Origin of the sequence: Gelidibacter pelagius, assembly GCF_017581925.1 — a bacterium.
GTDB classification, from domain to species: Bacteria; Bacteroidota; Bacteroidia; order Flavobacteriales; family Flavobacteriaceae; genus Gelidibacter; species Gelidibacter pelagius.
On record NZ_JAGEVG010000015.1, the window covers coordinates 13,393 to 38,223 of the forward strand.

At 37.3% G+C, this 24,831-nt stretch carries 19 protein-coding genes; 1 reads left to right on the top strand and 18 read right to left on the bottom strand.

The genetic code is table 11. The features are described from left to right. Positions 1-197: 197 nt before the first annotated feature. From J4051_RS13055 to J4051_RS13095, 9 genes are all read right to left on the bottom strand, one after another. Positions 198-1,043 carry a GLPGLI family protein gene (locus J4051_RS13055; RefSeq protein WP_208234323.1) on the bottom strand — a complete coding sequence of 282 codons (846 nt, stop codon included), beginning with the start codon at positions 1,041-1,043 and terminating at the stop codon, positions 198-200. 134 nt (positions 1,044-1,177) lie between these two features. Then, entirely contained in the window at positions 1,178-2,071 is an 894-nt protein-coding gene (locus tag J4051_RS13060; RefSeq protein WP_208234324.1) for a GLPGLI family protein, read from the bottom strand. A 23-nt stretch (positions 2,072-2,094) separates the two neighbouring features. Next, positions 2,095-4,734 (bottom strand): TonB-dependent receptor, encoded by a 2,640-nt coding sequence (locus J4051_RS13065; protein ID WP_208234325.1) that lies wholly within the window; start codon positions 4,732-4,734, stop codon positions 2,095-2,097. Between the two features lie 337 nt (positions 4,735-5,071). Next, positions 5,072-6,496: an efflux transporter outer membrane subunit gene (locus tag J4051_RS13070; RefSeq protein ID WP_208234326.1), complete on the bottom strand. Its 1,425-nt coding sequence runs from the start codon at positions 6,494-6,496 to the stop codon at positions 5,072-5,074. After that, entirely contained in the window at positions 6,480-9,677 is a 3,198-nt protein-coding gene (locus J4051_RS13075; RefSeq protein ID WP_208234327.1) for an efflux RND transporter permease subunit, read from the bottom strand. Before J4051_RS13075 ends, J4051_RS13070 begins: the two co-directional genes overlap by 17 nt. A gap of 19 nt (positions 9,678-9,696) precedes the next feature. Continuing rightward, entirely contained in the window at positions 9,697-10,821 is a 1,125-nt protein-coding gene (locus J4051_RS13080) for an efflux RND transporter periplasmic adaptor subunit (RefSeq protein WP_208234328.1), read from the bottom strand. Beyond that, positions 10,818-11,324, bottom strand: coding sequence for a GbsR/MarR family transcriptional regulator (locus tag J4051_RS13085; RefSeq protein ID WP_208234329.1), 507 nt, complete (start codon positions 11,322-11,324; stop codon positions 10,818-10,820). Before J4051_RS13085 ends, J4051_RS13080 begins: the two co-directional genes overlap by 4 nt. 122 nt (positions 11,325-11,446) lie before the next feature. Beyond that, on the bottom strand, positions 11,447-12,466 hold the full coding sequence (gene pheS, locus J4051_RS13090; protein WP_208234330.1) for a phenylalanine--tRNA ligase subunit alpha: 1,020 nt from the start codon (positions 12,464-12,466) through the stop codon (positions 11,447-11,449). A gap of 112 nt (positions 12,467-12,578) precedes the next feature. Then, a complete protein-coding gene (locus tag J4051_RS13095) occupies positions 12,579-12,935 on the bottom strand; it encodes a hypothetical protein (RefSeq protein ID WP_208234331.1) in 357 nt (118 codons plus the stop codon). A 345-nt stretch (positions 12,936-13,280) separates the two neighbouring features. On the opposite strand from J4051_RS13095, the gene J4051_RS13100 reads away from it, so the two are divergent. After that, positions 13,281-13,823 (top strand): CvpA family protein, encoded by a 543-nt coding sequence (locus J4051_RS13100; RefSeq protein WP_208234332.1) that lies wholly within the window; start codon positions 13,281-13,283, stop codon positions 13,821-13,823. Between the two features lie 98 nt (positions 13,824-13,921). Here the strand turns inward: J4051_RS13100 and J4051_RS13105 are convergent, their stop codons facing one another. The 9 genes from J4051_RS13105 to J4051_RS13145 form a co-directional block, all read right to left on the bottom strand. Further along, the gene (locus J4051_RS13105) at positions 13,922-14,548 is read right to left on the bottom strand and encodes a carbonic anhydrase (protein ID WP_208234333.1); all 627 of its coding nucleotides are present in this window, start codon (positions 14,546-14,548) and stop codon (positions 13,922-13,924) included. A gap of 408 nt (positions 14,549-14,956) precedes the next feature. Further along, complete coding sequence (locus tag J4051_RS13110) at positions 14,957-15,706, bottom strand: tetratricopeptide repeat protein (RefSeq protein ID WP_208234334.1); 750 nt, start codon at positions 15,704-15,706, stop codon at positions 14,957-14,959. Between the two features lies 1 nt (position 15,707). Continuing rightward, entirely contained in the window at positions 15,708-17,483 is a 1,776-nt protein-coding gene (locus J4051_RS13115) for a BatD family protein (RefSeq protein WP_208234335.1), read from the bottom strand. A 57-nt stretch (positions 17,484-17,540) separates the two neighbouring features. Further along, on the bottom strand, positions 17,541-18,365 hold the full coding sequence (locus J4051_RS13120; RefSeq protein ID WP_208234336.1) for a tetratricopeptide repeat protein: 825 nt from the start codon (positions 18,363-18,365) through the stop codon (positions 17,541-17,543). Positions 18,366-18,518: 153 nt separating this feature from the next. Beyond that, positions 18,519-19,556, bottom strand: a complete 1,038-nt coding sequence (locus J4051_RS13125; RefSeq protein ID WP_208234337.1) for a vWA domain-containing protein — start codon at positions 19,554-19,556, stop codon at positions 18,519-18,521. A 141-nt stretch (positions 19,557-19,697) separates the two neighbouring features. Next, positions 19,698-20,702, bottom strand: coding sequence for a vWA domain-containing protein (locus J4051_RS13130; protein WP_208234414.1), 1,005 nt, complete (start codon positions 20,700-20,702; stop codon positions 19,698-19,700). After that, a complete protein-coding gene (locus J4051_RS13135) occupies positions 20,702-22,357 on the bottom strand; it encodes a BatD family protein (RefSeq protein WP_236027433.1) in 1,656 nt (551 codons plus the stop codon). Before J4051_RS13135 ends, J4051_RS13130 begins: the two co-directional genes overlap by 1 nt. A gap of 6 nt (positions 22,358-22,363) precedes the next feature. After that, complete coding sequence (locus tag J4051_RS13140; protein ID WP_208234338.1) at positions 22,364-23,230, bottom strand: DUF58 domain-containing protein; 867 nt, start codon at positions 23,228-23,230, stop codon at positions 22,364-22,366. A 103-nt stretch (positions 23,231-23,333) separates the two neighbouring features. After that, positions 23,334-24,332 carry an AAA family ATPase gene (locus J4051_RS13145; protein WP_394368923.1) on the bottom strand — a complete coding sequence of 333 codons (999 nt, stop codon included), beginning with the start codon at positions 24,330-24,332 and terminating at the stop codon, positions 23,334-23,336. Between the last annotated feature and the right edge of the window lie 499 nt (positions 24,333-24,831).

The following is a 24,831-nucleotide window of genomic DNA, read 5'->3' on the forward strand; positions in this document are numbered from 1 at the left end:
TCAATTCGACTAAAAAAGGAAGCCCCAGTTACCTAAGTCTTCCTTTTTTTTATAACTATCTCTGAGTTCATGACAAAAATCAAAAATAGGTCAGTGCTGTATTGATTTTCAAGATTCAATAATGTATAGGCTAGATGAGAAATGCCATATTTGAAAATAGTTTAGACAAGACTGATGAAAAATCTATAAAACCAATACTAAAATCTCTCGATTAAATTATTTTTTCGTGCCTGGTTTTCTTTAATTTTTCTTTTCAATCCTTGATTTTTCATTTTGCTCTCTTGACTCATTTGTGGACTTGTACTTAGGCTTATCTGAATATTTCCTTGATTAAAAATAGTGTGATCTCTATTTTTAAGTGCTTTTTCTTTTAGTTCCAAGAAATCGGTTTTTGCAATATCTTCAGAATTTGCAAATTCAAAAACTCTGACCTCTTCCATCTTGCTCATTGATTTCAAAGTGAAATGATAATGATCTTCAGTATCATAAAGTTCAATGATTAGCCCAGGTAAACCAGAGAAGAGATAGGGGCCATCAGGAATTGGAACTTCTAAAGTAAACCAAGCTATATAATCTCTTCCAGCAAAATGTGTGGTGGCTTTTTGAGCGGCGTACCCCATGATTTCTTTAGAATCTTCTTCTATTTTCCACTCTAAAGGAATGTTGGGTTCTTGATAACTATAGAGTTTTCGGTCAATTTTTTCATGGGTCCATACTTGGGAGTTTTGATGATCTTTATAAAATAGTTTTGGAAAACTGGAAGTCATTTCTTTGGAAATTTTAAGCTCTCCCGTGGTTTTAAGTTGATGTTCTAAATTGGCCCTAATCTCCTCCTTAAAGGCTTCTTTATAACTCATAAAAACACCATATTTTGGACCAGTAAATAAATAAAGTGTTTCTATAGCTCTGTTTTCCAAATTGGTGGAATCAAGACTAAAGGCAACTTCATACTGAACTTCATATTCAGTAGGATATTCATTTTGGGCAAAAACGTTGTTAGTTGTGATACATAAAAAAAGGGCAATCAAATCAGATAGTTTCATAGTATTTCAGTTTTTTGTTTCCACCAGTGGGGTTTAATACTCCGAGGTTGGCCTCGAACGATAAGACAATTTCTTGCTCATATCTTCTGGGCTTTCATCGAGGTTTTTGTTTTCAATAAAAAGTAAGTAGAGTATTACTCCAACTCAATTGGGTTATTCTTGTTGTCAAGGTTGGACTTGAACATTCTTTTCAAATCCTCTTTTGAAATGTCCTGTCCTGATCTATTTTTAAGATTCATTGTTGCTGCTTGCCCATCTGCTACTGTGATGCTACCGCTAACTCCAGGGGTTTTTCCCATCATATATTGATAATCAGATCCGCTTAAAGCATTATCATTAAGTCTTTTTTGTATCTGATTGATTTTTTCTTTGGAAGATTCTTCGGCTTTTGGCAATGTCCAAATTTTTGGTGTTTCTAATTTTTCAAGTCCTAACATTGTAAAATGATAATGATTATGGGTGTCATGAAGTTCAACAATTAATCCTGGAAGTCCATGAAAAACATAAGGGCCATTTGGAATAGGGATTTCCATGGTAAACCACGCTTCATAAGATCTTCCGGCAAAATCTATGGTTGCTTTTTGTACTGTATAACCCATAAATTCCTTGGTGTCTTCATTGATTTCCCAAGTATCCATTTTTGCAGGTTCAATATAAACATAATCTTTATCACCAAGATTCTGAAGCACTTTGACCTCTCCACTTTGGTGATTCGTAAAAACTACTTTGTTTAAATCTTGACTCTTGTTGGAGTTGGTACTGATTTTAACTTGAACGTTTGCACCAAGTCTTTGTCTTATTTTTTCCAACCGCTCATCGGCTTCCACGCGGCTTTGATTTACAAATACGCCAAATTCAGGGTTGGTAAATAAATATAGGTTGGAAGTATCCTTTTGATCCAAATTCAACGAATCAATATGAAAGACCAATTCATAATGTACCTTGTAATCTGTAGCATATTCTTCTTGGGCAAAAACACTTGTTTTTACTAAAAATAGAAGCACTAAACTTAAAATAAATGGTTTCATAGTTATTTGGAATTAAATATATTTTACAAAGGAATTCGGACTTTCGCCATTATCTGTCGTGGGCGCAACATATAATTGGATTCGGAAATCGTATAGTTTCCGACAGAAATATTTTGATAGATTTTTTTGTTAAACACATTGATCAAGGACAATTCAAAATCAATTTTTCGTTTTTCCGAAAGTGTAAATCGGTATAAAATATCACCAAAGAAATCATCCCAAGAATCGTTTTCTAATTTTGACTGTACCCATTCTCCTGAAAAACTCAGGGTATGATTTTTTAAGAAGTAGAAATACAGTCCGAGTTTATGATTTTGGGTCCAGACTTTGCGTAGGTCTTGTATTTTGTTTTCTGTTTGGCTTAATCGGACACTTCCATCATACTCTACGGTCATCCAATTTACAAAATCGCCGTTAAGATTAATGCTGTTTTGCCAAGTTTCCGTAGTGTTTTTCATCAGTTCACTGTTCAAAAGTATATCACGGTTGCTGTGGGTATAATCTGAGCTTAATTTAAACGTGGTTTTGATTGGTAAAATCAATTTACTGGCGGAAGCGCCAATTGACTTCCGATTATTTCTATTGACCAAGTCCAAAGCTTCCAATACGGTTGAACCATTTGGCTGGGTAATCATATTGAAAATTTGATCGTTTTTGCCATCGGAATATGAATAGTTAATTCGGCCAAACCACGTATTGATAGGATTTCTATATTCCAACCCGAAAGAAAAGGATTGTGAAGATGTCTCCATTAACGGCACATTATGTCTGGCCAAATTGCGATAATGTGATAGTAAATATCCCGAATACATTTCGATTAAGGGTCCGTAATTTTTACTGTATCGTGCACTTGCATTAGTTTTCCAATAGTTCCAGAACTTATATTCGCTCCATAATGATGGATTTAAAGTAAATGCATTTTCGGTTTGATTTTCATTTGAAATTTGATCGTCAATGTCGTAATGGGTGATCTCAAAAGGCAATCTTAAGGAAACTGTTAACTTATCTGTTCGATAATTTAATCCTGTGCGCGCATAAGTTGAAACTTCTCGCCATTTCATATCGTTTTTAAAATCTATATCCGAATGCAGAATGCCATCCAATAGAATTTGAGAGTGCATATTTTGAAGTTTAAAATCTAGGCCCGGTTGTAAACTCAAACTGAAGCTCCCAAACCTTTTCGTAAAATCCAAAGAATGATTTGCAACAAAATTTTTATAGAACAGTTGCTGATCTACTTGATCTATTGGTTCATTGGGAGAAAGGATTTCTGTAAAAACACCTGGACTGATCCTCAAGTCTTGAGGGGTTTCATTGTATTGGATATTGGAATTAAAAGTGATCAATTGTTTTCTGAAAGGAAATATGATTTCAAAATTGTTTTTTAAATCCGTAAAAGGCGTACTTAAACTTTGATACTGAGGATCTTGATTTTCGGTTAGAAAAGCCGAACCACGATCCCATTCTTTCTTAAAACTCAAACTTTCCTTAAAGAAATTCTTGTCCTTATTGCGTTCAATACTTAAGGAAACATCCAATGATTCATCTCGGAAATTGTTTTGTGTCACATTTTCAATAGTCGTATTTCCTTCTGGTAAAAAGTATGTTGTGAGATTGCCACCTTCTTTTTTTATCAAGTTGTTGATATAGGAAGCATTGACTTTAAACTCAACTTCCTTTTCATTTTTAAATAGCGCATTGGCCGAAATCGCTTGCGCCTGATTGTTCAACCAGCGTTTCTGTGAAAATGGAGGAGGATTTACGGAAGCTAATGAAAACCAATCTTTTTTGGCTTCAGCATTTCTTCCAAACCTAAAGGCGGAATAGGAAAAGCTTGAAAAATCCTGTGTGATATCCGTGCCATTATTATTGGCTTGATAGGTGACCAAGGTTTGAAAATTCTTCGTAAAAAGCATTGGGCTGAGCTTTCCAAAATACAAAGTAGGAGCAGCACCCAAACCCATTTCGATGTTTCCCGAAACTGTAACTTTGTTTTTTAATTTTATATTGATAGCCGCTTGTTCCGAAGGTATTAAGCTGTCCAAAACTTTTAAAGGTTGATGATTTTCTAATATTTCAACGGCACTCACTTTATCTGCATTTAAATTATTGCTGACCATTCCGTATTGACCGCCCATTAAATCTAAACCTTCGACATAAAATTTGTTAATCGGTTTTCCTTGATATTTAATTGCGCCACTGGGATCAATGTCAATTCCCGGCATTTTTGATAAAACATCTTGAATACTTCTGTCCTTATTGCTTTTAAAAGCTGCGGGATCAAAAACTAAAGTGTCGCCACGCTGTCGGATTGGCGGCTTTCTTAGAAAGATTTCATCAAGAGTTTCTACAGCAGGCTCTAATGAAATCGTTAAATCCTGATTTCTTGCGAGAATTTCTTTCTTAAAAGTAGTATAGGCAAGAGAGGAAACTTTAATGCTCAGACTATCGACAGTAGGTGTTATTTTAATTTTGAATTTTCCTTCACTATCAGAAATTGCATACCCAAGAATATTGGATTTTCCTTTTGGAGAAACCACTATAGAAGTGCTTCCCAAGGTTTTTTCTGTTTCGGAATCTATGATTTTTCCGGTAATTTCTATTTGGGCAAAACTGCTTAAATAGTAAAAAGAAAGAAGAACAAATAAAAAGTTGGTTTTCATTTAGAAAAGTTGGGGGTTTATTTTTTCATAAGTTAGTTAATAGAATCATAGAAAAGCAAACCTACAACTATTTTTATAGTAATACAACTATAAAAATAGTTCATCACTGAAAATTGATCTGTGAATAGTAGAAGCGAGGTTGAAATAACTACAAATTTCTATTCAAGTCTCTTAAGACTATAAAACTACTGTAAATGTAGCCTTAAACTCGCGTAACTATATAATCTGTTTTGGATAATATTTTTTTATATGAAAAGAAAGAAGGCTTAAAATACCTTAGGTATTAAAAGCCTTCTTTTTTAAAAAAACTATGGTTTGGGAATATGTCTATTTCATATTATTTCCAACCACCACCAAGCGCTTCGTATAAATCAACGATAGACAATAACTGTTGCAACTTACTGTCAATAACACTCAATTCAGCGCTTAAGGCGCTTTGTCTTGCGGTCAATAGGTCCAAGTAATTGGCAAAACCGTTTTTCAATAATTCATCAGAATTTCGCTCGGCGTTTCTCAAGGCTTCCACTTCTAAGGTTCGATATTCAAACTTCTCTGTCTCGGCGTTATAGGCATATAAAGCATTGGATACTTCATTTCCAGCAATCAATAAAGAACGTTTGAATTCTAATAAGGCTTGTTCTTGCTGTGCTTCAGAAACTTCTTTTTGGGTTCTGATTTTACGCTGGTTGAAGATAGGCTGTGCCAATCCACCAACAAGGTTGGCAAACAATGAATTGGTATTCAATATTTGATCCAATTCTAAACTTTGAAAACCTCCAGTCGCTGAAATTGTTAGCGATGGATAAAAATTGCTTCGTGCTACATTGGTCAATTCAAAAGCCCTAACCAAGTTGTATTCTGCGGCTATAACATCAGGTCTGTTGCTCAACAAAGTTGTTGGAACACCCAATTTTAAGTCCGTTTGTAACTTTTGTTCGTCCAGAACATTACGCGCATACTGTTGAGGTTGTTGTCCCAATAATATGCTCAAAACGTTTTCTGTCTGAAAAATAGCCGTCTCCAAATCCACTTGCAATGCTCTGGCATTATTGTACTGTGCAATATTTTGATCTACCGCTACCTGATTGACATTCCCTGCATCTTTTAAAGCTTGAATAGTGCTCACACTACTATCTCTGACCATAACGCTTCTTTTGGTGATCTCCAATTGTGAATCCAAAGCCATCAATTGGTAATATGTCGCTGCAATGTCAGCTACCAAACGTGATTTTACTGCTTGGTGTGCTGCCACGGTTCTTAAATAATCAGCTTCAGTCGCGCGATGGTTACTTCTTATCTTGCCCCAAATGTCAGCTTCCCAGGAAAGGTTTCCAGATAACTGGAATTGATCCATATGGTCTTTACCGCCATTTAACAAAGCACCTTGTTGGCCATTTTTAGAAATGTAAGATCTCGTGGCGTTGGCGCCAGCACTAATGGTTGGCAAATAACCTGCTTTTCCTTGTTTTACATAGGCTTCTGCAGCCAACACTTGTTGAATGGCAACGCGGATGTCGATGTTGTTTTGAAGGCCTAGCTCAATATATTGAACCAAATAAGGGTCGGTGAACAATTCTTTCCAAGACAGATCAGCCATGGAAAGACTGTCTGTTGGTAAAGCATCCGTACGGTACAAATTCTGTGTCTCTTCAATCTGTGGTCGGTCATAGTCTTTTGCTACAAAACAACTTTGAAGGGTGAATGCTGAAACGGTCAGCATGACCATATATTTTAATGTGCGAGTTTTAAGCATTGTTATCATGATTTTGATCGTCGTTAAGTTCTAATGTTTGTTGATTGTTTTCCGCTTCAAGTTCTAAAACACGTTGTGGTGCTCCTGAAATCTTTTCCTGTAACCATTGGAAAAACATGAACAGAATTGGAATGACAAAGACACCAAGGACAGTTCCAATCAACACACCTCCAACAGCACCAGTACCGATAGAACGGTTTCCAGCGGCACCTACACCACTTGCAAATACCAATGGCGATAGTCCGAAAATAAAAGCAAAGGAGGTCATCAAAATAGGTCGTAAACGGGCTTCAGCTCCATGAACGGCCGCAGCCAGAATGGATTCTCCTCTACGTCGTCTTTGCAGTGCAAACTCCACGATCAAGATGGCATTCTTCGCCAATAGTCCGAGTAACATAATCAATGCAATTTGGAAATAGATATTATTTTGCAACCCTGTAAGCTGCGTTGTGAAATACGCTCCAAAAACACCCAATGGTAAGGATAGCAGTACAGAGAAAGGAATTAAGTAACTTTCATACTGTGCTGCCAACAAGAAATAAACAAACACTAACGATAATATAAAAATGGTCGTCGTTTGGTTACCTGCGTTGACTTCCTCACGTGTTAGTCCAGAATACGCTGTGGTATAATTGGCCGGTAAACTTTGAGACACCTCGTCTACCGCTTTAATAGCATCACCTGAACTATACCCAGGGGCTATCGCGGCATTTAAAGTTACAGAATTAAATAAGTTGAAACGTGTTACCGATTGCGGTCCGTACACTCTTTCAAGGTTCACAAAAGTTGTAATCGGGGTCATTTCTCCTGTGCCTGTGCGAACATAAAGTTTGCCCAAATCACTTTCTTGAGCACGATCTTGAGGTAAGGATTGAACATAAACACGATATTGTTTACCAAATCTGGAGAAGTCGGCAGCAAAGATACTTCCAATATATCCTTGAAGTGTTGAAAAGATATCACTAATAGGAACACCTAATTCTTTAGCCAACTCTGCATTGAGTTCGATCTCATACTGCGGATATTTGGTGTTGAATGATGACTGTGCATATTGGATTTCTGGACGTTGTGAAAGTTTACCTGCAAAATCCTGAGTGACTTGATCTAAATCTGTAAAACTTCCGCCAGAACGGTCCAATAAGTTGACTTCAATTCCCGCTGAGTTTCCGAATCCTGGAATACTTGGTGGTGAGAAGAAAATGATGTTGGCTTCAGGAATCTGTGCAGCTACACCAAACATTTGTCCAGTAATACTCTGCGAAGAAAGCGACTCGTCTTGACGGTCTTCCATATCATCCAAACGGATAAAGCCCAATCCGAAGTTGCTACCTGCACCTCCCAAAAAGCTACTTCCCTCGATGATTGATCCCCCTTTGACTCCAGGAATTTCGATTAGTTTTTTATATAAATCGGCATTCACCTGATGGGTTCTGTCTATTGAAGATCCTGGAGGAAGTTCAATGTTCACGAATACGATCCCTCTATCTTCATCAGGAACAAATCCAGTTGGCAATACAGAAGATGACCACCAGATAGCACCTACCGATATAAGCAGGGCAACTACGGTAATCCATTTGTGTCTGTATAGAAAATGAACTGACTTTCCGTATTTGGTAACGGTGGCATTGAAACCTCTGTTGAAACCGTCAAAGAAACGTCCAAGAAAGCCTTTCTTCTTTTTATTTTGTTTGTCGTCATGACCTTTTAAGAACAAAGCACATAACGCCGGACTCAAGGTTAAAGCATTAACTGCCGAAATAATAATCGCCACAATAAGCGTTACACCAAACTGTTCATAGAAAACTCCTGTGGGGCCTTGTATAAATGTCACTGGAACAAACACCGCCGCCATGACCAAGGTAATAGAAACAATGGCACCAGTAATTTCCTGCATGGCTTCATGTGTTGCCTTTTTAGGATCGGGTTCGCCTTCGTCAATCTTGGCATGGACGGCTTCAACCACAACAATGGCATCATCTACCACAATACCAATGGCCAATACTAAGGCGAAAAGTGTTAATAGGTTGATGGAATATCCAAAAAGATTCAAAAAGAAGAAAGTACCAATAATAGACACCGGTACGGCAATGGCAGGAATTAAAGTAGATCTGAAATCCTGCAAGAAAATAAATACTACCAAGAACACCAGTAGAAACGCTTCAGCTAAAGTGGTGACCACTTTTTCAATGGAGGCGTTTAAGAACGTATTGGTATTATAAGGAATGAAAATTTCGACACCTTTAGGTAAATCGGCTTTGATCTCTTCCAGTTTTTGCTCGATTTCAATAATAATGTCACGAGCATTCGAGCCTTTGGTTTGAAATATACCCATATTTACTGCGGGTAATCCATTTGTAATAGACCCTCCGGCATACGATTGTGCACCCAATTCAATATCGGCGACATCGGAGAGCTTCAGAAATTGTCCGTTGCCCAAGGCTTTAATGATAATGTCACTATACTGGGCTTCTGTTTTAAAACGTCCGCCATATTTGATGACATAACTAAATGCCTCTCCATCATTTTCACCCAAAGATCCTGCTGCCGCTTCTAAACTTTGTTCTCGTAAAGCTGCGGTAACATCCGTAGGAATCACGCCATAGGCTGCCATTTTTTCGGGACGTAACCAAATACGCATGGCATAATCTTTAGCTCCAAACACATTGACATCACCAACACCATCAACCCTTTGTAATTCCGGAATCACGTTAATTTTTAGGTAATTCTGTAAAAATGTTGCATCATAATCAGGATTGGTACTGTAGAAGGATGTAAACATCAAGGCACTGGTTTGTTGCTTTGAGGTGGTCACACCGGTTTGCAATACTGCTTGTGGGAGTTGTGAATTAGCACGAGCTACACGGTTTTGAACGTTTACTGCTGCAATATCAGGATCGACATCCTGATCAAAAAACACAGTAATTGTTGCGCTTCCGGTATTGGAAGCACTAGACGTAATGTAAGTCATTCCTTCCACACCATTAATCTGCTCTTCTATGGGAATGATCACACTTTCCAAGATGGTTTCAGCGTTGGCACCAGGATAATTGGCGTTTACTGAAATAGTTGGAGGCGCAATATCAGGATATTGCGTAATAGGCAATGTGGTAAGACCAAGAATACCCAAAATCACGATGATGATGGAGACGACCGTTGAAAGTACTGGTCTTTCTATAAATAATTTTATCATAACTTCTTATCTTACTTTTTTATCTGAATACTTTCTCAATTGGTTTCGCAATAGTATCAAAGGGTACTTCCATAGGCTTTATCTGTGAATCACCTCTTAGCTTTGCTACGCCTTTTGCAACAATTTTATCACCTTCCTGAAGACCTTCAGATACTACGTAGACGTTGTTGACATCGGCTATTACGGCGATACGTGTAGAAACAGCCATATTATCTTCAGCTAATTTATAGACATAATAACTGCCTTGCTGCTCATAAGTGGATTCCTTAGGGACCACCACCACATTTGAATATGTTTTTGGAACTCTGATTTTCCCACTGTTTCCGTTGGTCAACAATCTTGAATCATTATTAAAGACAGCGCGAAACGAGATAGAACCTGTATTGGCATTCACTTGAGAGTTAATGGTTTCAATGGTGCCTTCTTTGTCGTAAATGCTTCCGTTGGCCAAAATCAAGGTCACTTTTGGGAAGTTCTTGATTTTTTCCTTAATATTTTCTCCTTCAGCATTTTGAATAAAATCAAGATACTCTCTTTCGTTCATCGAGAAATATGCATAAACTTCACTAATATCAGAAACCGTGGTCAAAGGCTCTTGACCTGTAGGACTAACTAAAGATCCTTTACGAAGTCTGATGGAGCCAACATAGCCGTCTACAGGACTTTTTATGTTTGCATAGTCAATGTTTGCACCAATACTGTTATAAGCACTTTGCGCTTGCAGTAATTTGGCTTTTGCAGTTTCTAACTGAACGCTACTGATAATGTTCTTATCAACCAAAGGTTTTAGTTTATCGACTTCAACTTGAGCCGCATTAACATTGGCTTTTGCTCCGGCAGCATCCTGGCTGAGTGCCTGCGTCTCCAATTTGAAAAGGGTTTGCCCCTTTCTAACTCTTTGACCTTCGTCTACTAAAACATCTGTAATATAACCTGATATTTTTGGACGCACTTCACTGTTATTAACGCCTTCAATGCTCGTTGGATACGTAGTAAATCCTGTTACAGTTCTTTGAGGAATTGTAGTCACTTGAAACGGCATCGGTCCTTGGGGACCTTGAGGTGCTTGTTCTTTATCTCCGCAACTCATGAAAAGAGTGATAATACTAAGAGAGATGACTAATGGAAGTTTGATTGTTTTCATTGATTACAGTTTAGTGTTTTTTCTAGAATTTTTGATTTTAATGTGGATACTGATTTGGTGACTTCATCTAAAAATTTGATGTAATTATCATGAAAGTCCAGATTGAATTTTGAGTCATAATCGCTGTTCATCTGGTTGGTCTTTTCTTTATATTCTCTAATTTCTAAATGCAGTTCTTTTTGGAAAATCCATGATTCTGTCATGGCATCAATACTTTGTATGATACTATCTTCATTGATGGTATAATATTTTTTTCGATCACCAGTTTTAGTGAAGTAAAGGATTCTCTTTAGATTGGCTAAATGATTTAAATGTGTAGAAATAGTACTTTTACTGGCACATAAATCCCTCACTAAATCTTCAAAAGTGGTTCCTGTCTTACCTGTCAAAATTATATATGATAGAATACGGGCAGCCACTGGAGCGAGTTGTTCTTTTTGCTCCATAAAGACACCCAATCTTTCGACTAAGTCTTCTTTTTCTGTACGAATTTTGCTTATCATGTTTACAAATTTTATGCAAAGATAAGTCGGGTTCGGAACAATCCGAACCAATCGAAGTTAAAAAAATGTTAAATAAAAAAACCGACGAAATCTCGGCGGTTATAGTTATGAATCTTAAGGATTTATAAAGACGATTTAAATTGTTCTAAAAATCTAACATCATTTTCGCTCAATAAACGGATGTCACCAATTTGGTGCAAAAGCATTGTAATCCGATCGATACCCATCCCAAAAGCGAATCCTGAATAGATTTTTGAGTCGATACCACAATTTTCGAGAACATTAGGATCTACCATTCCACAACCCATTATTTCCAGCCATCCAGTGCCTTTGGTGATGCGATGGTCGATTTCAGTTTCCAGTCCCCAATACACATCTACTTCTGCACTTGGTTCCGTAAACGGGAAATAGGAGGGACGCAAACGGATTTTACTTTTCCCAAACATTTCAGTTGTGAAATATTGAAGGGTTTGTTTTAAATCGGCAAAACTCACGTCTTTATCAATGTATAAACCTTCCACTTGATGGAAGAAACAATGCGAGCGTGATGAAATGGCTTCGTTTCTAAACACACGACCTGGAGAAATGGTACGGATTGGTGGTTTGTTGGTCTCCATATAGCGCACTTGCACAGAACTTGTGTGTGTACGCAACAAAATATCAGGATTGGTTTGAATAAAAAACGTGTCCTGCATATCTCTTGCTGGGTGGTATTCTGGCAAGTTTAATGCTGTAAAATTATGCCAATCGTCTTCAATTTCCGGACCTTCGCTAACGTTAAACCCAACGCGTGAAAAGATTTCAATAATTTGGTTTTTCACGATAGAAATAGGATGACGAGCACCAATGGCAATAGGTTCGCCAGGACGTGATAAATCGCCGTAAACGCCTTTGACCTCTTCTTTGCTTTCCAGTTCCTCCTTTAGCGCATTGACTTTTTCTTCTGCGGTTGTTTTCAATTGGTTAATGACCTGCCCAAATTCTTTCTTTTGATCATTGGCAACATTTTTGAATTCTGCGAAATACTCATTCAATACTCCTTTTTTTCCTAAGTATTTGATGCGGAATGCTTCGATCTCTTCCTTGGATTGAGCTTTAAACGTTTCGACTTCAGCGATAAGTTCTTTAATCTTGTCTATCATAAATCAAAAAAATGAATGGCAAATTTAAGGTTTTTCGGATGAAAACCTATAAGATTTTGTAAACCTTAAAGACCTGTCAGGTTTTTAAAATCTGACAGGTCTGAAAATAGAATTACTTTATATATTCAGTTTCAACAAAATAATTGACAATGGCTTCCTTCATTAAAACACTCTGCTCTCCAGCTTTTAAAGGTGGTAGCTGTTCTTTTACGATATAATGCGGCCATTTATCCTCATCAAAATAATCAAATTCGTAATAGCCATAAGGTTCTAATAGTCGACAGATGGCAATGTGCATCAAATCTAGTTTATGGTCTTTCTTGAACTTTCGATGGAGTTGTCCTAATTCCTGCACACCAATCAAATAGATGATGGCATCCAAATCTAATATATCTCCTTCCGCGAATTGGGTAGAAAGCTTATTGACTACTAGCTCCCAACGCTCTTTTAATTGTTTGTCTCTTGACATGATCACTTCCTGCGAAGGCAGGAATCTTTTTTAGTTAATAATTCCTTGTCATTACCATAATAGCAGTGACAATTTTAATTTCCTGCGTGTTACTCAGTTTGTCGAAGTAAGGCAGTAATCTTTTCAGTTAGTATTGAAATTCAATTTCAAATTAAAACGAAACTTGAAGTTCAAATCAGCTTCAAGTTCAATTTTGTCGGTAACTAAATAGTAGTAACCGTTTTTTGTTGTTGTTAATCTTTCAAATAGAACTCATAGGCAAAGTTAAGGAACAATGCATTCTGTTTAAAGTTTATAAGTCTAAAAATCTGAAATTTATGTACGTTTGCTAAAATATAACGGCTTATGAGTGTTTTGGATATTGTTTTAATTGCTTTTATTGGTCTTGGTCTCGTGCGAGGTCTTATGAAAGGTTTTTTTGTTGAAATTGCTTCTGTTATAGCCTTGATTGCTGGAGTATATGGTGCCATCCATTTCAGTAATTTTGCGGAATCGTTTATTGATGAAAATTCGCAATGGGATGAAAAAACGGTCAATATCGTTGCTTTTGCCGTGACCTTTCTTATTATTGTTTTGGCGATAGCATTGGCTGGCAAAGCTTTGACAAAGCTTGCGGACTTTGCCGCTTTGGGTATTGTCAATAAACTCCTTGGTGGGCTTTTTGGTGCTTTAAAAATAGCCTTGATCTTGAGCGTGGTACTTAATATCTTTGAGAGTATGAATCGCGCCATTCCAATGACGGACGAAAAAAGCATTGAAGACTCAGCACTTTATAGTCCTGTAAAATCCTTGGTGCCGATGATTTTTCCATTGATTTTAGAAAAGAAAAAGGAATTGGAAGGTAATTTAGAAGATGAATCTGCTGAAACCGATCAAACCGTTCAATAATATTCTCATTTAATAGTACTTTGTCTATCGATAGGTGAATCGCTAAAGAGTAGCTTTTATTCCCGCCAGTAGGGTTTGATACCCAAGGTTGTTGATTATTATTCCAAATGATAAATCTCCATGATTTTACTGAGGTACTTATCAAAATCAATTTTCAAATCGATCAGCTTACCCGTTTTAACATCAAATACCCAACCGTGTACCTTTAGGCCTCTATCTCTATTTGCTTTTTGAACCGCAGCCGTTTTTATCAGGTTGACACATTGTTCCTGAACGTTGAGCTCTACCAATCGGTCATATCTTTTTTCTTCATCTGTAATGGCATTAAGTTTATTGCGATGGATACGATAGACATCCCGTATATTACGGAGCCATGGATTTAATATTCCCAAGTCAGCAGATTGCATGGCCGCTTTAACGCCACCACAAGCATAATGGCCGCATACGATCACGTCTTTAACTTGCAATTGATTGACCGCATAATTGACCACAGACATGACGTTGAGGTCAATACTAATGACCATATTAGCAATGTTGCGATGTACAAAGACCTCACCGGGACCTAGACCCATTAGTTCTTCTGCTGCAACACGACTGTCCGAACATCCAATAAACAGTAATTCTGGGTTTTGTCCTTTACTTAAAGTCTCAAAGAAATTCGGGTCAGCAGACAATCTTTCTTTGATCCAATTTTTATTGTTTGCAAATACTTTATTTAAATCCATCTTATGACAATTTAATTTTTAATGTCGTGTTTATTTCCAAAAGGTATAATGTCGATACAGATTTTAAGGAGCATTTAAGCGACATTTAAAATCATAATCGGTATTATTTGAGCCTTACTTTAATCTTCCAGTTTATATAGGAAATTGATGGCTTAAAAGTAGTGATAAAATGGCTTTTTTTATATGAAATATGGAATAATTAAAAGGAGTCAGTTAGATATTAAGAACAAAAATCACAGTCATTAGCATTATAAACTGGCTACAAAACAATAGGATAGGACTGTAATTCGTTTAATTTGATTGTCATTGTAAATGCGGAAATCAATCTAAATTAAATTTAGAGGAAGTATAGAGAACGCCCAAACGGAATAACTGAGCATCTTACATCAGTAAATAATTAACAAAAATCTAAAGTGCCCTGATGGCGTCAGTAGGAATCCAGCCAGTTTTGCCGTCGGCAAGTTTGATTTTCTTCCAGTTATTGACCGTATCCAAAATTTGGACTTTGGTCCCTTCATGAAGTTTAAAGGATTCAGAACTTCTGAGATTTGGCTCGCTTTTCACTTGACTTTCTTTAGCAAAAACAATGGCAGGTCGATCTTTTTCTACAAGATGGTAATTATTAAAAGCCAATGCTACCGAGCTGCATGCAAGAATTAAAAAAGTCATAGCGGCAATGAATGCCAATCGTTTTTTTGTAGCACCGTAATTAAAATAATAAATGAGATAGAACACCACAAAAAGCACCATTAACAACACTGATAATTTAGCCCAATTATCAAAGGTGAGCCAATTGGTGACACGCTTTGAGAATTTAGCAAACCCAAACTCAGGTGTTTGGTCAATGGCATCAATGGTCATATTACGGGCAAATGCAATATTGTTTCGGATTTCTTTATCATTGGGAGAGAGTATTAAAGCTTTCTCATAATAATAAATACTTGGGGCAATATGATTGAGTTTGTAATGCGCATTGGCCAAATTAAAGTACAAGGACGCAGAGTGTTCTCCGGACTCAATAATGCTTTCATATTTTGAAATGGCCTCTTCAAAATCGCCTTCGTTGTACAAGTCATTTGCTTGCTCAAAAAGTTGTTCATTTTGTCCAAACCCTAAGCTTCCAATTAAAATTGCCAGTATGTAAATAAAATGCTTCATCTTATCGAATCTGTTTATCAATTACTGAAATAGTTTGGGCGGCCTTATCATAATCATGTTGCATGGTCACTTCAGAAAAGGGTGTATATCTCGCCAATTCACAACTGTCTAAAATGGTTACAAACTTATCTATTACTGATTCCTCCACTTGTCGTTTTAAGAGTAGTTCTTTAATCCGATCCTTACTGAAATCGCTGGTTTCAATACGTAATTTTGCTTTTAAATAATTGTGAAGGGCTCTTTCAAGCGCGATATAAAAGGCTTCTTTTTGACCCAATGATTTTCTGGCTTCTCCCAAATATTTTTTTGCAAGCCTATCTGCCTTGCGTATTTTATTTCCTTGGACATCAGCACGACGCTCTGCCTTTTTCTTACGGAAAACCATCGCTAATGGAATGGCCATAAGCGGCAATAAAAATGAACTCCAGAACCACGAAGAGTTAAAGAATGGTTCAGAGGTAATCGGTTTAAGATTGGCTTCACTTTTAACAAATGCAAATTGCTCATTGTTCATGATCACCCGCTGCTTGCCATCTCCAACAGTGGCAATATTACTATCGGTGTGGGTGCTGTTGGTTGGACCTTCAAGTACGCTGATCATCATTTCTCCTGAAGAAACAGTTTTATACGACTCTGTTTTTAAATCGAAATAGGAAAACTCAACATTTGGAATGGGGTATTTCCCTTTAAATTGTGGGACAATAGTATAACTGTCTGCAATACCACCTTGCATACCATCTATTGTGGTTCTAATATTTTGGGTATGTTCCGGTTCATAGACTTCTAAAGAACTTGGCAAGGTTAGTTTAGGCAATTGGAACAGCTTGAGGTTTCCTGTCCCTTTAACTTCCAATCGTGCCTGCAAAGATTCGGTGGCATTCAATTCAGTTTTGGAGGTGGTCACCTTAAAATCAAAATTACCTACAGCTCCAGTAAAGTTTTCTGGTTTTCCGTTTTCAGGCAGAGGCTTTACTTGAAGTGATTTGCTTCCGGCGGATACCGTTTTATGCACTTGAGACATCATCCGTCCACCAAAAAAGTCACGTCTATTGGACGGCACTTCAACGGTAATATCCAAGCTTAATGGTTCAATTTCCAATTTTCCTGTTTTTTGGGGGTATAAAACCACTTGCTTGATGACCAAATAGCGGTAAGGGCGACCTCTAAATTCAACATTTTGAATTTTGTTTCCTTTGAGATCGATATTCTGACTCCAGAAATCATTGTATTTGGGACTGTCAATCTCCCTAAAGGTACTCACACCAATATCTTCAGAAACATATAGTTTATAAACTACAGTAACGGCTTCGTTGAGATATGGGTTGCCTTTTGAGATTTCTGCAATGAGATGAAGGTTATCGTCTGCAACATTTTCAGCATTGTCAGGATCATTAGGCCTATTGACAGCTGAGGTAATCTGAACAGTTACTGGCGATGTTTTATAAGTTTCACCTTCAATTTCGATGGTTGCTTGATTGATGGTGATCGATCCAGTTTTCTTAGGCGCTAAAAAATAACTGTAGGTTTTTGTGAACGAGCGGACCCCATTGATCCAAGAATGACTCACCGATTGATTTGGACCACCCACAACCGTAAAATCACTAAACGACGGCGGACTGAAATTATCGCCATCTGTATTCATTTCAAAATCTACACGTAAACGCTCATTGATGCCAAGTTTGGTCTTGCTTACTTTAGCCTCAAACTTAACTTGGGCCGCAACAAAACTTGTACTTGCTACAATTAAAAATAATGATATGTATGTTTTTAATTTCATTTAATTCCCAACTACTACTGACTGCCAACTGTCAACTGCTGACTGCCAACTTGTTCTCTACCAATCTTTATCCGTTTTAACTTTAACGCCTTTTTGTTTATCGGCATTCATTTTTTCCTGAACTTTCTGTTCCTGGTTGTTCATGGCTTCCAATAGATTCTTTATTTGTTGAGGAGATAATTTGCCCGGTTGAGGTTTCTCTTCTTGATTTTTATCTTCCTTTTCGTCTTTTGGCTTATCCTCATCTTTTTTATCGTCGTCTTCTTTCTTATCCTGATCACCTGGATCATCTTTATTTTCTTTATTATCCTGATCTTGATTATCCTGATCTTGATTGTCTTTATCCTGATCGTCTTGATCTTTATTTTCGTCCTGTTTGTCCTTGTCTTTATCTTGATTTTCGTCTGGCTGGTCGTCTTTTTGTTGCTCAGCACATTCTTTTGCCAAACCAAGATTGTAACGGGTTTCATCGTCCGTTGGATCATTTCTTAAGGCATTTTTATACGCTTCAACAGCTTCTTTACACTGCTTATTCTTCATCAAGATATTTCCAATGTTATGGAATGCCTTATGCTTTTGCGATTTCTCAGTGGCATTCTTCGCAGCTTGCTGCTGTCTATAAAGTGCCTCTTCGTAGTTTCCTTGCTTGAAATAAGAATTGCCTAAATTATAGGTACCTGCTACTGAAGATGGTTGTTTGGAAATGGCTTTTCGATATTCTTTCTCTGCAGAAATGAAATTGTCATCATCCATAAGCTCATTGGCTTGATAGATATAATCATTCGATTTCTTTACTGCCTGTAATTGCTCCCTTTCGTTATCCTTGTCTTGAGAGAAGGCGAAACATGTAAAAAATATTATTAGAAGTGTAAGGTTTTTCATTTTTCTATGTCATTATGAACTCTTTTCAAAAGCTGATGCTTGCGTGCTGCAGAAGTCCAATTCAATCAAAATCACAATTTATCTTCCTCATTTTTAAACAGTTCATAAATCTAAAAAAACTATTGGTATCAATATTATAATGTTTTCTTAAAGTTATGTAGCGTTTTCGTTAAATAAATTCAAACGTTTTAACCATGATGTACGTCTTTCAAGTAGTAAGACATCAATCATCAGAAAGAAAATGGCCGCACCCAAAAACCATTGGAATTGCGATTCAAAATCGGCAAATTGCTTGGCTTCAAATTCAGTTTTGTCCATTTTGTTCAAAATATCCCGAATGTGTTCTACCACTTCCGTTGTGTTTCTGCCATTAATATAAGAGCCATGAGCTTCTTGGGCAATATTTTTTAATGTGTTTTCATCTAAACGGGTAATGACAGTTTCTCCTTGCCTATCTTTTTTATAGTTGACAATAACACCATTCCGTTTTTCTGGAATGCGTCCACCTTTTACATCCCCAACACCTATAGTGAAAATCCTGATACCTTCTTCATAGGCTTCCCTTGCTACTTGTGTAGCTAATTCGCCATGGTCTTCGCCATCAGAAATGATAATAAGAACGCGATTAGTGTCTTGGTCATCATCATAATAATCTTTTGCAAGCTCAATAGCTTCATGGATAGCGGTACCTTGTGATGAAAGCATGTCTGTATTCATGCTTTGAAGGAACATTTTTGCAGAACCATAGTCTGTTGTGATCGGCAATTGTGGGAATGCTTTTCCAGCATAAGCGATAATGCCTACACGATCACTCGCCAAGTTATTAATGATTTGGGTGACCAATTGCTTTGATTTTTCCAAACGATTTGGTGCAATGTCCTCAGCCAGCATACTTTTAGAAACATCAACAGCAAAAACAATATCGACGCCCTCACGTTTGACTGTTTCAAGCTTTGTGCCAACTTTTGGATTGACCAAGGCCAAGACTAAGCACGCAAAAGCAAGAGAAAGCACCACAACTTTCAAAATGGATTTGAAGATGGACGAATTTGGGCTTAATCTCTTTAATAATGGTTTTCTCGCAAATTTGCGCTGCGTACGGTGTTTCCACCATTGCAGTAACAAAAATACAAGAACGATCAATGGAATGACCATTAATCCCCAAAACCATATTTTTTCTTCTAATTGCATGTTCAGTATTCAATATTCAATGTTCCCGTCTCCGTAAATGCTACCCACCTTTACAAAAGTTTCGGGCAAGCGGACGTCCAGGTAGTATTCAGTTGGCGTTAATTTGCCATGAATACACAAATGTGTTTCTATTATCTTTCATTAATTAAAGCTTCTAAACAAGGTTGACCGCAATAAAAATTCAAACAACAAGAGTCCAAAAGCTAATAATATCAACGGACGGTACTTTTCTTCGTATTTGGAGTATTTAAACTCTTCGACGTCAGTTTTTTCTAGCTGATTAATTTCGTCATAGATGGCTTCCAGTTTTTTATTGTTATCCGCTCTAAAATATTTTCCTCCGGTAGCTTTGGCAATGTCCTTCATTAACTCCTCATCAATTTCTACCAATTGGCGTTCATATCTAAAATTTCCATTAGGTAAAATTCCAACTGGTGATAAAGCCATTCCGTTGGTTCCAATCCCAATAGTATACACTTTTATATCATAAGCTACGGCTAATTCACTTGCCGTTTTCGGGTCGATAAAACCAGAGTTGTTGACGCCATCTGTCAATAAAATAATGACTTTGCTTTTTGCCTTGCTGTCTTTGATTCTGTTAACCGCGGTTGCTAAACCAGAACCAATGGCAGTTCCGCCTTCAATAATGGTGTTATACTTGATATCGTTGAGCGCTCGCAATACAATAGCCTTGTCACTGGTAATAGGTGTTTTAGTATAGGCTTCTCCAGCATATTCCACAATCCCAATCCGGTCATTCGGTCGGCTTTTTATAAATTCAGAAGCGACCACTTTTAGCGCTTCCAATCGGTTGGGCAATAAATCCCTGGCCAGCATACTTGCAGAAACATCAATAGCGATGACAATATCAATTCCTCTTGTGGTTTTCGTCCTTGTGGAAACATCGACGGTCCTTGGTCGTGCCAAAGCGGTAATCACTAAAGATAATGCCAACAGTCTCATTACAAATAAGGCATGTTTGGTTTTTGGTAACCAAGAGTTGGTCAACTTAAACCCTTTTATTGTTGATATTTTAAGTTCTGCCGTTTGCTTTTTATGTGTTAATACATACCATAAAATGAGCAGTGGCAGAAGTAAAAACAACCAAAAAAACTCTTTGTTTACAAATTCAATTCCTCCCAGCATCATTCTACCTTTTTAAGTTCAACGGAGTTCAAGACACGCTCCATAATTTCTTCAGCGTATCGGTCTTCTGCATCCCAAACCAAAATGATCTGTTGTAATATATTCTGGGCAGTGAATGCCAGAAAAACGTATTTGCCTTTACGGTATTGGTCTGGTAGGAGGCCCGGAAACGACGCTGTACCAAAAACTTTCAGACCTTCGGCAGCATTAGGGGTAACGAATTTTTCTCGCTTAGTAATGATGTCCTTGACATTGTTCTTCTCCAACATCTGTAGACTTCCTTCAATGGCTAGATTCAAATCAACTTTTATTGAATCGGGAATGTTCAACCTTGAAGTGCTGACCGCAATATTCAATGAGCTCAATAAGGTTCCATAACTGAACATTGTTGTTTTGGCATTTGAAATGGTATCAATCGCTTTCGATTCCACACGTTCTAAAACGGCTGGTGTAGAGATGTAAATTGGAGGAACGCCGTAATCGCTCGTCACCCAAACGCCTTCGAGCAATGCTTTGCTCTCATGACCGATTATGGTGTCTTTGACATAGTCAAATCCGTATTTTACAGAGAAGCCAACAAAAGTTGCTAAAATTAAAAACAGTGAAGCGGCGACAGTAATAATGACTTTACGACGTTTCTTTTTGCGTTCTTGTTTTTCTTTATACTGCTGATCGAGTAGTTTTTCTTCTTCTGTGGGCTCAGGTAGAGCCTGTTTGACATTGTCAATTTCCAGGTCAATAGTATTTCTGTCAATCTTGGCCAATTCAATATCTGGGGTCACCTTGGCGAATTTCACCAAATCGGCACGTTTTAATATTGTTTCAATATTTCTGATATCGTTTTTGCTCAGCTCAATCTGATTGCCATCTTTAAGTAGGTTTAAGCGATTGACCAATTCGTCAGTGGTGCTTTCCAATGCACGATCATAGACTTGTTCATCCAAATAACGACGGATGATAAATGTCAATTCCGAATAATAACCCTTAAGTTCAGATTGCTGTAAATAATCAGATTCATCTAACTTTTGTAACGCCATTTTTGCCCGCTCATAAGGTGGGAGCAATGCAATTTCCTCAGCTTCGGTCAATGGTTTTTTACGCCAAATGAACCAATACATTAAGAATGCTACCAAGGCGAGAATGGCGATGATGATGAGTGCTGTCTTCCACCAATTACTGCTGCTTTTCTCGACTTTTATAAAAGGCTTGATGTCATAAAGCCCTTGTTTTGTTGAGTCTACGAGAATGTTGTTCACTTCTACTCTTAATGAGTCGGTGAAGTATTCTTTGCTGCCAATGATGATCTTTTGTCTCGGGATGGTATAACTTCCAGAATCAAATTGGGTGAGACCATATTTTTTGATGAGGTTGTATTTGGCCTTGTTTTTTGTTGTGTCCGCTTTATAGGACTCGATCATTTCCAACGGCGTAAAAGTTTGTCCTTCAGGAAATACGACTAAATCAGTAGTGTCAGCTTCAACTTCAATCTTATAGGTAATCTGCTCACCAATCTTGATTTTTGTTGAATCGATGGACGATTTGACCTGTGCAAAAGAGAAAAGAGACGATAGAAAAAAGAAAATAGACAGAACGCTTGAAGCATGGAGCTTGAAGCGTGAAGCTTTAATAGTTATATGTCGAAATTCGTACTTCATAAATCGTTACCCTCTGCGTTTAAAATAGCCCAATAATTTTGTGACATAGCTCTCATCAACGCGACAGTCAATTGCCCCAGCACCTGATTTTGTAAAGGTTTCCTTAAAATAGTTGACGCGATCGTTATAGTATTTTCCATAATCTGTCCGCATCTTTTTGGAGCCTGTATTGACCAACATATATTCGCCACTTTCTGCATCCATCATTTGGACCATTCCTAAATTTGGAATATTTTCTTCACGTTTATCGTAGACTCTTATTCCAGTTACGTCATGTTTGTTGGCCGCAATTTTAAGTGTTTGTTTATAACCATCGGCCATAAAATCAGAAAGAATAAAAACAATTACTTTCTTTTTCATCACGCTGGATAAAAATTTGATGGCTTGCGTGATATCTGTTTTTCTACTTTTCGGCTTAAATTCTATCAGTTCGCGGATGATGCGCAACACGTGGAATCTTCCTTTTTTTGGTGGAATATATAATTCGATGGCATCCGTAAAAAGGATCAATCCTATTTTATCATTATTTTGAGTAGCTGAAAACGACAAGGTTGCGGCGATCTCAGTAATCACTTCATTTTTAAATTGCGATTCAGTTCCAAACCATTCCGAACCTGAAATATCAACCATTAGCATCATGGTCAGTTCGCGCTCTTCCTCAAATATTTTGATATGAGGCTCGTTGTAGCGCGCGGTAACATTCCAATCGATATTACGGACATCATCACCATACTGATATTGGCGCACTTCACTAAAAGTCATACCGCGTCCCTTGAAGGCCGAATGATACTCTCCTCCAAAGATGTGATTAGACAAGCGTCGTGTCTTAATCTCAATTTTGCGTACTTTTTTTAAAAGCTCTTTTGTATCCATTTTTTTTGAGGCTGCTGTTGGCAGTCTTCAGTTTTCAGTCGCTATAATTCAGAAATGAGTTGCCAGATTGCTGCCGACTGCATACTGAATACTGCGGACTTGTTTATGGTACTTCAATTTGATTAACGATTTTGTTGATAATGTCAACAGAAGTGACATTTTCTGCCTCGGCTTCGTAAGTAATACCTATTCTATGTCTAAGGACATCATGGACAACAGCACGAACATCTTCAGGAATAACATAGCCACGACGTTTGATAAAGGCATAACATTTAGCAGCAATAGCTAAATTGATACTTCCACGTGGCGATGCACCAAATGAAATCAATGGTTTTAGATCGGCAAGTTTATATTTTTCAGGATAACGTGTGGCGAAGATAATGTCGAGTATGTATTTTTCGATCTTCTCATCCATATAGACCTCACGAACGGCCTCTTGTGCTCTTAAAATTTGTTCTGTAGAAACAACGGCATTTACTTTGTCAAAGGCTCCTTTAAGATTGGCACGAACGATAAGTTGTTCTTCATCAATTTTTGGATAATCGATAACTGTTTTTAACATAAAACGGTCAACTTGCGCTTCAGGTAGTGGGTAGGTTCCTTCTTGTTCAATTGGGTTTTGAGTGGCCATTACCAAAAATGGTCTATCTAATTTAAAGGTTTCATCACCAATGGTCACTTGCTTTTCCTGCATCGCCTCCAATAACGCCGATTGCACTTTGGCAGGCGCTCTGTTGATCTCATCTGCTAAGACGAAATTTGCAAAGATTGGACCTTTCTTAATGGTGAAGTCATTCACCTTCATGTTATAGATCAATGTCCCAACAACATCAGCGGGTAATAGATCTGGTGTAAATTGGATTCTGCTAAAACTCGATTCAATAGCTTGGGATAAGGTATTAATGGCCAATGTTTTTGCTAAACCAGGAACACCTTCCAATAAAATATGGCCTTGTCCCAGCAATCCAATCAGCAAGCGTTCTACCATATATTTTTGGCCAACAATGACCTTGTTCATTTCAAAAGTAAGCAAGTCAACAAAGGCACTTTCTCTTTCAATTTTCTCGTTAATGCTTTTGATATCAACAGTATCTTCCATCATATTTAGAATTTATTTTAGTCTCAAAATAGGGTCTGAATTTTTGAGTAGTGCAAATTGTTAAAATTTTTATTGGATTGCTGTTAAGGATTGGTTAAAAAATGAGGTGTATCGGCATACTGTTACAGTTTTAATATTAATTTAAGATATGGGAAAGACATTTGCTCAATCTTTAATTATAAGTGACAATTTTTTAAATCTATAATCGTCGTCGTGTTTTTAAATGAAAGAAATTTTTATCATTAAAGAAGAATTCAACTGGATATTGCCTGTTTTAAGTATTTTTATGGCAACATTCCTGCGCAGGCAGGGATCTTTTGGTTCGACGTAGTTTATCTCCATGATGGATTTCTAAGTTATAGATGGTATAATTAGAAGATCAGATAATAAAGCTATTTTTAAAAACTAAATTTATACTATTAACAAAAAAGGAGATTCCCGTTTTCACGGGAATATTAAATTCCTGCGTAGGCAGGAATCTTTTGGTTCGACTAGCTTATCT